A 12,087-nucleotide genomic window follows, 5' to 3' on the forward strand; every position below is an offset into this window, starting at 1 on the left:
GCCTAATACATAACAATTCAGGAGACATACCATGAATTTGTCGAAACCCTACATTCTAGGGGGTCTGCTTTCGCTTTACCTAATTTCAGGGATTACGCCCCCTGTTTTAGCAGAGCAACTCCTTCAGAAAAGCCCGCCAGCGGTGACTTTACCACCGCTGGATCAACTTCCACCGCCGCAAAAAACGCAAGGGCTGGCGAACAAGTATTTTGCTCCGGAACGTACCGCGTCTTCCGATGCAGGACAGTACGGATACGTTGCAAACTCACCTGCTGATATCGGCGCAATGTACTTGGAGCCACTCCCGGAATTTCTCAGCAAATCAACCGTGAAGTTGATGCCAAAAGAGATGAAAGCTGTGGATCTTTCAACCCGCTGGATGAACCGGAATGTAGCTCCCTACATGAATAGTCAGGGCAAGCTTGTGTATACGTTCGGAACCACCCTTCCCACTGTTGTGTGCTCCCCTCTCATGGGAGCTGACATCGAGATGCAAGAAGGCGAACAAATACGTGATGTCATTCTCGGTGATACGGGGCGCTGGCGTTACAAAATTACAAAGTCCGGCATGGCTGGACGTGAACGTCTTCACGTCATCATTAAGCCAATCGACAATGGGCTGGTCACGACAGTTGTAATCCCCACAAGCCGCCGAGTGTATCACATCAAACTTGTGTCAGACGCAAAGAAATACACACCGTATGTGGGGTTTGCGTATCCAGATGAACAACGCCGCATCATGCAATTGCAGACTGCAAAACAAAAACAACAGCAGGCATGGAAAACAGCTCGAACAACCAAGGGCGCTTCGATTGATTTATCCACGCTGGACTTCGGGTACGACGTAACCGGAAAAGCACGCTGGAAGCCGCTGCAAGTCTACAATGACGGAACCCGCACCATCATACGTCTGCCGAAGGAAGCTGCACAGAGCGACCTGCCGGTACTACTGGTGCAGAAAGCCGGACAGGAAGCACTTGTGAACTACCGCGTCCGCACCAAAGGAAAAAGCACGAGTCTCATTGTGGATGAAATATTCGAAGAAGCCATGCTCATCGCGGGCGTTGGCTCCAAACAGCAAAAAATTGAAATCTCCAAGCAGGAGGAAGAATGATTTCTCAATCTCTACGCCGCACCGTACTGCTCACTCTGGCTCTGGCGCTGCTCTCCGGTTGTGCGACAAAAGCACGGGTTCCTTCCATGGATTCATGGAACTCCTACAACGGCATGGCCAACATTCCGGACGAAGCACAGGAAACACTGGCGCAGCTCACAGCACAGAAAATTGCCGACCGCTACCCTCCGGGCCGGACAACTGTCGGGCTGCACTACAAAGATGACTTCGGCGACCATCTGGAAAACGCGCTACGTGAGAAAGGCTTTTCCATCTCCGGAGATGAAGCGGACACGGATGTCCTCCAGTGCTCCTACATCATGGACAGCATCATCACATCGGAAACCGCAGCTTCTGAAGAACAGTCTGGCTACCTGCGGCTGAAGTTTTCAGACGGCTACAGCGTTGCTCATCTGTACACCTACTCCCCTGAAGCGGGCTTTGCAGAAAAAGGTGTCGCTACCAGCACAGAGGCATTCTTTGCGTTTGTCGGCTCACAAAGCGCGGTCATTGATACCGGCGAGGAAGAAGGCACAAAAACATGGGGCATCAAAAAAGGCAGCCTCAAAAAGCAACTTAAACACTGGGCGCAAAGTGCCGGATACCAGCTTGTCTGGAAGGCCAAACATGATTTCCAGATGCAGGCGGATGCCAGATTCAAAGACACCTTCACCGGTGCCGTTAAACGCCTTGTTACCCGCATGAACCGCACGGGGAATGCTCTTCGCGTGACGATTTACCAGCAGAACTCAGTTCTGGAAGTACGGGAGGATTAGTCATGAAGAAGATCTCTTTTCTTGTCCTGAGCATTGTCCTTCTCGGGTGTACCGCCTTCCTCGGGGGCTGCGCCCTGAACAGCGCCAGCGCACCGCAGACACGTATTCAGACGCAGGCACAGCAGGTTAAGCTGAACGTACAGCCGCAGACGGTCAATGTCGTGCATCAGGCATACCTCGGCGCTGATCCGGTCGAACTCAAAGGCGCAGGGCTGCCCTCTCTCTTTGAACAGCGCATCACTCTGCGCCGCTCCGGAACACTTCCGCAGCTCATCAATGCGATTCAGGAACTGGTGCCGCTCGGCATCAAATATTCCACGGACAACACTGCTGCCGGTGATGCAGAGTCAACATCCGCTAAAGCCGACACCATGACACTGACGTATTCAGGCACGGTAGAGAATCTATTCAACACCATCGGGCAGCACTTCGGCCAGAGCTGGGAGTACCGCAACGGCGTTGTGGAATTCTCCTACCTGCGCGTGAAGACATTCACCCTGTTCACTTCACCAAGTGAAATAGGATATGAAGGCGTCATCACCAACAAGACCGAAGCGCGTTCCGACGAAAGCTCCGGCTCCTCTTCCCAGACAGCACAGACAAGCAAGAACCGCTACAAGGCAGACATGTGGGTTGAATGCAAGACAGGCATCGAGTCCATGCTCTCAAAGCGCGGCTCTGTTTCCATGAGCAAGGCAAGCGGCACGATCACTGTCACTGACACAGCGCCGGTGCTTGACCGTATCGAAAAATACATCAGCAGCATCAACGCTAAGCTCGGCAAACAGGTCGCGCTGAGTGTGCATGTCTGGTCGCTGGAAATGTCTGACACAACCGACGCAGGACTAAACCTTAAAGCTTTACTTGAAACATCCGGCGTTAACGTTGTCTCCAGTGTTGTGAACCCGTACCAGCTTGTTGAAGGCGCAAGCACCCTCACAGCAACAATCCTCGGTAACGGCATTCTGTCCGGCTCTGAAGCGGTGTTGCGGGCATTAAAGCAGAACGGGCGCACTACGCTGCTCACCTCCGGCAGCGGCATCAGTATGAACAACCAGATCCTTCCAGTGCAGGTTGACCGCCGTATCGCCTACCTTGCCGGTACCAAAACAACCAGCACAAACGAAAGCACCAGTACCGAACTCACCCCCGGAGAAGTGACACCCGGCTTTGCCATGGGCGTTATCCCACACATCCTCGACCGCCGTCGTGTGATCTTACAGTGCAGTGTGTCGCTCTCTTCTCTCGACAAGCTTGTGGAGTTCTCCAGTAATGACCAGACAATTCAGCTGCCGCAAATGTCCACACGCTCATTTGCCCAGCAGTTCAGCATGAACATGGGTGAAACTCTGGTTCTCGGTGGATTCGAGCAGGAAAGCGCCACAGACTCGGAAGGGTTCAACCTACTGTCGGCCGGAGGCAGCTCCCAGAATGTTAAGCGCATCATCGTTATTACGGTCGAAGTAGAATCTGCCGGAGACCTCAATGCATAGCGTCAAACTCAACGGTAAAACCTATGCTGCCGGCCTGTGGTGGCAGACGCTCAACCCCGGAAAAAAGAAAGAGCAAATGCAGCACATCACGACGCGTGCTGCCAGTATTCCGGAAAGTAACTTCAACTGCGTTGCAATCCGGCGTGACCAATTCGGTCTGGGTAAAGCAGAAGGCAAGACTAAACATGTTCCTTCTCTTATCTGCGCTCTGGTCAAACGCTCCCATCCTACGTGGGTCGGGCGCATGCTACTTGAAGCCAGCAACGGTCAGCTTGTGTGGTGGGTGTGCGCAATAAAAAATGGGCGCATCTACGCTGACGGGGACGCTGTGTTCCTCAGTAAAGAAGAAGCTGAAAAGCGCCTTCAGGAACACAAGTCATTCTTTGACTGGCCCACAGACGCAACACTGGAAGCAGAGCTGATTGCAGAAGGTAAGCTTCCATATGAAGTGCTGACTGAAACAGTGGAGGAAACGCGAGAACAGCTCTCCGGACTCATCAAGCCGGCCGAGAAGCTGCGCCCACTCGAGCAGCGTTCGTTGCATCCTATATTCTACTGGCTGCTTCTTATTCTGCTCTGCGGTGCCGGCTTCAAAGCGTATGAAGAATATCACAGTGAACAGCTGCGTAAAGCCGCACGGGCGCAGCGTCTTGCTCTCGAGCAGACAGCAGAAAAAACTTTGGCTGAAATCCGGAACGCTCCGGAACAGTTCTTCAACCGGTACTGGCAATCGCAGCCACAGGCAAAGAAGGCCGCTCTTCTGTGCATCTCATCAATAAAGGGATTGCCGCTTTACAGCAACGGCTGGGAACTCTCCGCCGTCACCTGCACCAACGCAGGAACCAGCTGGAACCTCCTTTCCGAATGGCAGTACAGTCCGGCCGCAAGCTTCACGCGCCTGCCGTCTGTCTCTGACTCCGTCCGCCTTGGGAAAGACCCGAAAAAAGCATTCGCATCGAGCAGACTGACGCTGGCCGCAGAGCGCCCGCCCGCAGCGCTGATCACAAAGGCGGATGCACGCAGCAGGCTCTTTCAGCTCGCGGCAGCCGCAGAAGCCGTCGCATCACTTTCATGGAGTCCTCCGGAAGTGCATGTTGAAAAGCCTGTTCTCGGAAAGCCGGTAACGTTTCCGGCTCCATGGCAGAAGGCGGACTGGACACTCACGCGTGTTCCCTTCTCCGCCCTTGCTCCGGATGCACTTCCGGAACAGCTGAATGCAATACCGGGTGTTGTCATTTCATCCGTATCTTATTCCCGAAACCAATGGAAACTATCAGGAGAAATCTATGCAGTTCGTTAACTCACGGCCTGTCGCGCTCTGCCTGTGCCTTACGGCGCTGCTCTTTGCAGTTCCTGCAACCGGTGCAGAACAGCAGCCGGACTCTGCCCCTCCGGTCAAAGCACACCAGCAGAGTCGGGACATTCAGGAGCATTTTAAAGACGAAGAAGCTCCCCTGCCTCTTTTACAAACTGAAAAGCAGACAGAAGCACCGGCCGGCATTGTTCCGCAGCCGAAAAAACTGAAGCCGGAAACGCTGGAACATAGCGTTGCTGAAAAAGCGGAGCCGACCGCCCCGCTGCAACCGCAAGCACCTCCGGCGCTTCCTGTTCCTGTCATGAGTGAAATGGAACAGAAAAAGTCCAAACTCAGAATGCTGCGTCTCGACCTGCAAATTGTAGAGACAACACGGCAGGTCAAAGAAATTGAAAAAGAACTCCGCAGCTACAACCGCCCTGCGAAAAGCACCGTGCGGCGTGCACCTGCGGTCAAAAAGAAAGCTGTGGTTCCGCCTGTTGTGCTCTCTGTTCAGGGACTCGACACAAAACTGTCGGCAACACTGCGCTTTGAAGGAACGACACGCACTGTGTACGCCGGCGATACCGTAGGAAAGCAAACAATTTCCGCAATCACTAAAAACTATGTGCAACTCTCAGACGGCTCCATGCTCAGGTTTAAGGAATAAGCAATGCAAGAAGCTCAGAAAGTATCAATGCATAACGACACGCTGCCGGAATGCCTTCGGGGGAAGGTCATCATAGCCGACGGTGCAGTCTATTACTCAAACGATATTCCGGAAGACGACCACGAACTGCGCGCCGTTATCAGTTACGCCCGGCGTAAAGGAATTGAAGACACAAAACCTCTGCCGACAAAAGACTTTGCCAGATTCTACAACGAAAACAGCAAAGCTGTCAGTGAGAGTGAGGTTCAGGAAATGGGGAAAAACCTTATTCAAACAGCTCACGAGGCCGGCGCTTCGGATATCCACATAGCCGACCACGGTTCATTCAGCACCATCCGTACACGTAATCTGGGGATGATGGAGGACTCCGGAACACTGCCGGCCAAGGTCGGGGAAGACCTGATCAGAACCATCTACAACACCATGACACAGGGAGCCGACTCTTCTTTCAGTGAAACAGAAAGACAGGACGGACGCATGAAGCGAGAATATCTTCCGAAAGAAGTACATTCTGTGCGTGTTCACACAGAGCCTATCCAGTCTCTCATGGCATCCGGCGACAAAGGCACTTTCATGGCTCTGCGCCTGCTGTACGACATTACCGGCGTGTCAGGTTCACTGGAAGAACGCTTTACAGCTCTGGGCTACCTGCCGGAGCATATCGCTATTTTCCGCTACCTCAGCAACCGTTCCGGCATGACTATTTTCTCCGGCCCGACCGGCAGCGGCAAAACAACTGCGTATAAGCATTATCTGGAAAGCGGTGCTGACGAGAACAGAGACAAGGCGTTCATGTCCATTGAAGATCCTCCGGAATATCCAATGGAACGGGTCAATCAGGTGCACGTCGGCGGCCAGACGCATGACAGCTTCAAGCGCGCTATTGAAGGTGCCATGCGTTCAGACCCTGACTTCATCGGTATCGGCGAAATTCGTAACGGATTAACCGCCCTTGCCGCGCTTGATGCAGCTCAGACCGGACACAGCCTGCTGACTTCCATCCATGCCTCCAGTGCTCTTGATATCATCTCCCGACTGGCCGGCCTGTTGAGCGAAGCAGGAAAAGATCATCCGAGAGAACTCATCTGCGATCACTCAGTTTGCGCAGGGCTGGTTCACCAGCGCCTTGTGCCTATCCTTTGTCCGGAGTGCAAAATGCCGCTCACCGAGTACCGCGACATGGACAGGAACAACATTATGCGCCGTAAAAACCTTCCGGAGCCGGTGCTTAAGCGTCTGCTCAAGGCTGTAGATATGAAGAACCGCATGGAATCAATCTATATCCGCGGTGAAGGCTGCGAATACTGCAACAATAAAGGATTCCATAAACAGACTGTTGTTGCGGAAGTCATTGCGACTGACCATGCCCTGCTTACGCATCTGCGTAACAACGACTTCAGTAGCGCCCACAAGCACTGGACTGAGGAGCAGAACGGCAAAAGCTTTGTACAGCACGCTATTCAGCTTATTGAAGACGGCCAGCTCGACCCGCTTGAAACTGAAAAGAAGCTCGGCCTGCCGCTGAACTACGACAAGGTATTCAGCAATTACAGGCTTACTGCTTCCGATCTGGAGCAAATCTCCGGACAGGGAAACTAAGCTATGCTGAATCCGTCCATGGTAATGAAGCTGGCAGTTCTGTTCGGCTTCCGTCACAGCACACGGCGCAAAGTGTACCAGAAACTTTCTGCAATGACAGGCAACGGCCTCGGCCTTGAGGCAACTCTGCAACTACTGCATGAACGCGCGGCAGAGCACCGGCAGCTGCATGCCCTCATTCTGCAGGAAGCACACTCACGTATGCTCACCGGCGGAACGCTGGCAACAGCTCTTGAAGGCTCTATTCCCGAAGAAGAGTTCATGCTGATAAAAAGCGGCGTGAACAGCGGGGATATTCCTCATTCTCTGGAGTTATGCAGCAAGCTTATAGTTCTGAAAAACAAGATCAAGACCGCAGTACAGGAAGCTCTTTTTGAGCCAATCCTACTGCTCTGCCTGATCACGCTTCTGTTCCTCATCGTTTCCCGCGTTGTTGTGCCGCAGTTAAGCCTCATTACCGACCCGTCAACGTGGAACGGCGCAGCTGCTGCAATGTATCAACTGTCAGAATTCATTGATTCTCCGGTCGGCATTATCATTCTGACGGGCATCTTCGCCCTGCTGGTCACAGTGTTCGCTACGCTTCCCTCATTTACGGGCAAAGCACGGACTGTCTGCGACCGTATCGCCCCGTGGTCAATCTATCGTCTTATCCACGGAGCAATATGGCTATTCACACTGGCCACGCTTCTCAAAGCAAGCATACAGCTAAACAACATCCTTGAAGAAGGTATTCGCTCTTCACAATCAAGCCCATGGCTTAAAGAACGTCTGCGGGCAGTTCATGCCCAGCTTTCAATAGGTAAAAATCTCGGTCGGGCATTGCTCGATGCCGGATACAACTTTCCGGCCAAGGATATCGTCGAAGATTTATTCATCTACGCCGAACTGCCGGGGTTCCATGAACGCCTCTACTCCATTTCTGAAGAATGGCTGGAGGAAGGCATAGAGCGCATCCAGTACACCTGTAAGACACTAAACCTTATTCTGAAGCTCAGTATCGGATTGATCATCGGATTTATTGTTCTTTTCACCACCACTTTTTACCAACAACTCGGCAACATTGCCGGATAGGAGCAACATATGTTTACCCCGGAAGAACAAATTAAACACATTGAAAATTACGAAGACCTGCAGCGCCGCCAGGGTGGCTGGACAATGGTTGAGATTGTTATCGCGTTAATTATCGGACTAGTTGCACTTGCCAGCATTGGATTGGGAGTAGCAAGCGCACTGGAAAACATGAAAATCGGCGATACAGAAAGTGAAATCTCAACGCTACGTATGCAGACGAAACAGCTTTACAAATCCTCTCCAGACTACACAGGGCTGAACAACGCCATTGCGGAAAAAGCAGGTGTTATTCCTGACAGCATGCTGAAGAGCAACGGCATCCGTAACAGCTGGAACGGCAATGTAAGCGTGGTTACAGGCGATGACCCGAACACATTTGTTCTTACTCTTGAAGCAATCCCGCTCAATGCCTGCGTAAAACTGGCAACCTTCCAGAACGGTTCATGGAAAGAAGTTTCTGTTAACGGCAGTAGTATCAGTCAGGATAATATTGTCTCTGAAGCGGCCGGACAGTGCGATGATGAAAACACTCTCGCCTTCACTTCCGACTAGGTTTCACCATGCGTCTAAGTGAAATCTCATTTTCCAATATCCTGCTGTTCAACTCAGGACGCTTCGTATTCATCAGTGAACAGGATTTCATTGAATACAACGCCGACGATGAGCAGCTTAAAGAGGATGTGGCTTCGCTGGCTCAGGCCATTGCACAGACACGGCAGGAGAACGAGCAGGCACGCTCTTTCTCTGTTGCCGTGGAGAACTACAACTATAACGTTGTCTGCATTGAACGCAGCAAGCCTGAAGACACCATATTCACCATTACCAAGGGGGAGCCGATCATTCAACTCCCCGAAAATGCACCGGTAAGTCTCAATAACCTGAAGTTCTCGGATATCCTTCTGCATAACGGGGAAGGAACCTACATGCGCGGTCTGCAAGGGTTCGACAGGCAGGTTCTGTCGCCTCCTGAAGAAGTGCACGGCGAAATTGAAGAACTCAGAGACATTGTCAATGCAGAGTTTGAAAAGCACCACCGGCGCTCGTTCCGGATTGAGTTTAAAGAGCGATCCTACAGGGTTTCCGTCTTTGACGGCGTTGCCAGCGGGAACGGTCACGCATTCTCACTGCGTAAAGGTGTTGATGCAGTGCCTGATCTGGAAACACTCGGTATCCCTAAAGTGCTTACAGACTGGCTTATCAACCCCAGACAGAAAAAAGGACTCATTCTGTTCTCCGGTGCTCAGGCTTCCGGAAAAACCACTTCTGCTGCGTCCTTCATCAAGAAGCGTCTGGAAGAGTTCGGCGGCCACGGACTGAGTATTGAAATGCCCGCAGAAATGCCGCTTGGCGGTAAGCATGGTGAAAGCGGTAGTTGCTGGCAGTGCGATCTTGAAAGTGAAGAGGAGTTAAAACCTGTTTTACAGGTGTCCCACCGTTCAACCGCCGACATTATCTTCATCGGTGAAGTGCTCGGCCGAATCACAGCAAGTGAGCTGCTCAGGATCAGCCTCAGCTCAAACAGGCAGATTATTGTCAGTACCATCCACGGCACCAGCATCTGCGCTGCGCTCGACAGACTGCTGACATGGGCGCGGGAAGAACTCGGCGAAGCTGCGGCACTGAATCTTTCTGATTCTCTGCTTGCAGTTATCCATCAGGAGCTTGTCCCGTCCGATGACAAAAAGAGCTGGAAAGTGACCACGCCGGAGTTCCTTCTTCTGTCTGACAAATCCCAGAACATCCGTTCTGTCATACGTAAAAACGATCACTCCGCGTTGCAGGACATCATTCTGGAGCAGGAAAACAACGTCATGTTCTCTAAATCAACGGAGGATATATGAAGGCACTGGCTGTGCTGACGTTCCTTCTCGGTGTGCTTGCCCTTACGCAATCCATCATCCCTTACGGGCAAGACCAGGATGCTGATAACGCAATGGCGACCAACTATGCCGTCTACCGCAATCAGGTCATTCACTATGCAGTGAAGCATCCGTCCAGCACCGGAATACTCTCTACAGCCGCGCTCGGCCTACCAGTTCACTGGCGGGCTTTGCGCGACTGGAAAAACCGCATCGTCGGCAATCACGTCTACGTCTACGGCGAAGCCTCTGCATACGAGGCCACAGCTATCCAGTCTCTCTTTAAAGGCAGCTTTGCCGTCGGAGTTAAAAAAGCCGGACGACTGGAATCCATCAACGGCTCCGGAACAGCGCTGCCCGCTTTTATTCCGGAAAATAACATTGTCACTGTCATTATACGGAGGCCGCATGTCCACCCGTAATCCACAGCAACCAAAACCGCACAAGGAAGCAGGCTTCACCCTGCCGGGCGTGCTGGCCTCAATCATCATATTTTTGATGATGCTGCCTATGCTCACCCAGCTTATTGATGACAGCCTTGAACGGATAAGGCAGCGGGCTGTAGCAACCCACCTTTCCAGCGTTGTGGCGGCTGTCTCCAAGTACACCAAAGAACACTACGCGGAGCTGGCTGCCACAGCTTCTGCAACTCAGGGTACTGAAGTAGATTTCGCCACTCTCCGGACGGAAGGTTTCCTCACGGATACGTTTAACAGCGTCAACCCTTGGGGGCAGACATACAAAGTATTCGTTTTTGAGCCGGCACAAGGCTCGTTGCAGCCAGTAGTGCTCACATACGGCGGCCGTACATATTCACCGGACAGTCCCAAATTCGCCAACACAACAGTACCGGCAACAGCAGCGCTTTCCGGCGGTGATGCCGGCTTTATTCCGACAGGCACACTACCTGGTCAAAGCAACGAAGAGTTACGCGGAATTTACAGTGGATGGGTCTTTCCCCTTGCCGGCACCAACGTTCCGGTACCGGAACCGGGACACATCGGGGCAATGGTCTTCATGGACGACAGAGATATCCGGCAGGACTATCTTTACCGCTTTGAAATACCGGGCAAGCCGGAACTCAACGAGATGTACACCGAACTGGACATGACCGACCACGCCATACGCAATGTTGATGAAGTCCAGTTCACAAAACACGACACGCTGCCGGCAGACTTCTGCAACTCTCCGGAGGATGAAGGCCGCGTATTCCTCCACAACGATTATGGCCTCTATCTTTGCCGCGATCAAAAAGCGCAGACCGTGGCAGACACTGGCAATACAGATCTTGTTCGTACCACAGCGCTTGCTGCAAACGGCGACCGGTTCAAAAAGCCCGAGTGTCCTGAAGGAACCAACACCGCACCCGCAATCTTTGTCAGTCCAACGATCGTTGCCGAAAAAGCGCTGGCAAAGCCAATTGTCACATTTCAGTCATGGTCACTGGACTTAGGCGATGAATGGGAAGTGAAGCTTCGAGTCAAAACTGACGAGGATGAAGGTTATCAATTCCCGACTTCAAACTATGCCCGCATGAACGTGCAGACCTTCTGTGCCAAGGAAGCAAATAATTAATTACATTTAATCATTTGGAGAAATTGTAATGAAAAAACGATTCGTCAGGATTTCAATATATGTACTTGTCACGCTGGCAATCACCTTTGCCGTCTCGTTTGCAAACGCTGACGACGCAACAAGCTTCAACCCCACGGCTGTTACAGTAAAAGCAGAACCGACCGGACTTGCTATAGGCAGTGTGGTCGCTTGGCCACGTTCTTCTGTACCTAAAAATTACCTACGCTGTAACGGACAAAGTTTTTCCACCAGCTCATATCCTAAACTGTACAAAGCTCTCGGTAACAACAGAGTCCCTAACTATGATGGTGAATTTTTACGTGGCGCTGGTAACGGACGCGGCTCTGTGGGGTCAACACAGGGAGATGCGATCAGAAATATTAGCGGTGAATTTTGGGCCGGCAAATTCAACTCAAAGACCTCTACGGATGAGCGGACATACGTCATTAATGATGCAGAAGGTGCGTTTTCAATCAGTGGTTCATCCCGTGGAGGATGGGGCAGTCAAAGTGCCTGGCATTCAAGTTCTACAAAAAAAATACGATTTTCTGCCGATTCTCAAGTTCCGACGGCAGATGAAAACAGGCCACGCAACATTGCCGTTATGTATATCATCAGGGCTAAATAGGTAAC

12 protein-coding genes are annotated in these 12,087 nt (G+C 52.0%); all 12 read left to right on the plus strand.

Annotation, left to right across the window (positions count from 1 at the left end):
- Positions 1-31: 31 nt before the first annotated feature.
- Positions 32-1,114: a P-type conjugative transfer protein TrbG gene (gene trbG / locus N4A56_RS01460; protein ID WP_295544547.1), complete on the plus strand. Its 1,083-nt coding sequence runs from the start codon at positions 32-34 to the stop codon at positions 1,112-1,114.
- A complete protein-coding gene (locus tag N4A56_RS01465; RefSeq protein WP_295544550.1) occupies positions 1,111-1,890 on the plus strand; it encodes a TcpQ domain-containing protein in 780 nt (259 codons plus the stop codon). Before trbG ends, N4A56_RS01465 begins: the two co-directional genes overlap by 4 nt.
- Positions 1,891-1,892: 2 nt before the next feature.
- On the plus strand, positions 1,893-3,383 hold the full coding sequence (locus N4A56_RS01470) for a type II secretory pathway component PulD-like protein (protein WP_295544552.1): 1,491 nt from the start codon (positions 1,893-1,895) through the stop codon (positions 3,381-3,383).
- Positions 3,384-3,459: 76 nt separating this feature from the next.
- Complete coding sequence (gene pilO2, locus N4A56_RS01475; RefSeq protein WP_295544554.1) at positions 3,460-4,683, plus strand: type 4b pilus protein PilO2; 1,224 nt, start codon at positions 3,460-3,462, stop codon at positions 4,681-4,683.
- A complete protein-coding gene (locus N4A56_RS01480; protein ID WP_295544557.1) occupies positions 4,670-5,347 on the plus strand; it encodes a hypothetical protein in 678 nt (225 codons plus the stop codon). The genes pilO2 and N4A56_RS01480 overlap by 14 nt, the downstream gene beginning before the upstream one ends.
- A gap of 3 nt (positions 5,348-5,350) precedes the next feature.
- Positions 5,351-6,946: an ATPase, T2SS/T4P/T4SS family gene (locus N4A56_RS01485; protein WP_295544559.1), complete on the plus strand. Its 1,596-nt coding sequence runs from the start codon at positions 5,351-5,353 to the stop codon at positions 6,944-6,946.
- 3 nt (positions 6,947-6,949) lie between these two features.
- Positions 6,950-8,020, plus strand: coding sequence for a type II secretion system F family protein (locus N4A56_RS01490; protein ID WP_295544562.1), 1,071 nt, complete (start codon positions 6,950-6,952; stop codon positions 8,018-8,020).
- A 9-nt stretch (positions 8,021-8,029) separates the two neighbouring features.
- The gene (locus N4A56_RS01495; protein WP_295544564.1) at positions 8,030-8,572 is read left to right on the plus strand and encodes a type 4 pilus major pilin; all 543 of its coding nucleotides are present in this window, start codon (positions 8,030-8,032) and stop codon (positions 8,570-8,572) included.
- An 8-nt stretch (positions 8,573-8,580) separates the two neighbouring features.
- A complete protein-coding gene (locus N4A56_RS01500) occupies positions 8,581-9,861 on the plus strand; it encodes an ATPase, T2SS/T4P/T4SS family (protein WP_295544566.1) in 1,281 nt (426 codons plus the stop codon).
- Entirely contained in the window at positions 9,858-10,301 is a 444-nt protein-coding gene (gene pilM / locus N4A56_RS01505; protein ID WP_295544568.1) for a type IV pilus biogenesis protein PilM, read from the plus strand. The genes N4A56_RS01500 and pilM overlap by 4 nt, the downstream gene beginning before the upstream one ends.
- A gap of 76 nt (positions 10,302-10,377) precedes the next feature.
- Positions 10,378-11,454 (plus strand): shufflon system plasmid conjugative transfer pilus tip adhesin PilV, encoded by a 1,077-nt coding sequence (pilV, locus tag N4A56_RS01510; RefSeq protein ID WP_295544649.1) that lies wholly within the window; start codon positions 10,378-10,380, stop codon positions 11,452-11,454.
- A 28-nt stretch (positions 11,455-11,482) separates the two neighbouring features.
- Positions 11,483-12,082, plus strand: coding sequence for a tail fiber protein (locus N4A56_RS01515; RefSeq protein ID WP_295544570.1), 600 nt, complete (start codon positions 11,483-11,485; stop codon positions 12,080-12,082).
- Positions 12,083-12,087: the final 5 nt, after the last annotated feature.

Origin of the sequence: Halodesulfovibrio sp., assembly GCF_025210605.1 — a bacterium.
GTDB lineage: Bacteria > Desulfobacterota > Desulfovibrionia > Desulfovibrionales > Desulfovibrionaceae > Halodesulfovibrio.

Coding starts and splice junctions, on each gene's coding strand:
- pilM (WP_295544568.1), top strand. CDS start 9,858: ATGAAGGCACTGGCTGTGCTGACGTTCCTTCTCGGTGTGCTTGCCCTT.
- N4A56_RS01465 (WP_295544550.1), top strand. CDS start 1,111: ATGATTTCTCAATCTCTACGCCGCACCGTACTGCTCACTCTGGCTCTG.
- N4A56_RS01470 (WP_295544552.1), top strand. CDS start 1,893: ATGAAGAAGATCTCTTTTCTTGTCCTGAGCATTGTCCTTCTCGGGTGT.
- N4A56_RS01485 (WP_295544559.1), top strand. CDS start 5,351: ATGCAAGAAGCTCAGAAAGTATCAATGCATAACGACACGCTGCCGGAA.
- N4A56_RS01490 (WP_295544562.1), top strand. CDS start 6,950: ATGCTGAATCCGTCCATGGTAATGAAGCTGGCAGTTCTGTTCGGCTTC.
- pilO2 (WP_295544554.1), top strand. CDS start 3,460: ATGCAGCACATCACGACGCGTGCTGCCAGTATTCCGGAAAGTAACTTC.
- pilV (WP_295544649.1), top strand. CDS start 10,378: ATGATGCTGCCTATGCTCACCCAGCTTATTGATGACAGCCTTGAACGG.
- N4A56_RS01500 (WP_295544566.1), top strand. CDS start 8,581: ATGCGTCTAAGTGAAATCTCATTTTCCAATATCCTGCTGTTCAACTCA.
- N4A56_RS01495 (WP_295544564.1), top strand. CDS start 8,030: ATGTTTACCCCGGAAGAACAAATTAAACACATTGAAAATTACGAAGAC.
- N4A56_RS01480 (WP_295544557.1), top strand. CDS start 4,670: ATGCAGTTCGTTAACTCACGGCCTGTCGCGCTCTGCCTGTGCCTTACG.
- N4A56_RS01515 (WP_295544570.1), top strand. CDS start 11,483: ATGAAAAAACGATTCGTCAGGATTTCAATATATGTACTTGTCACGCTG.
- trbG (WP_295544547.1), top strand. CDS start 32: ATGAATTTGTCGAAACCCTACATTCTAGGGGGTCTGCTTTCGCTTTAC.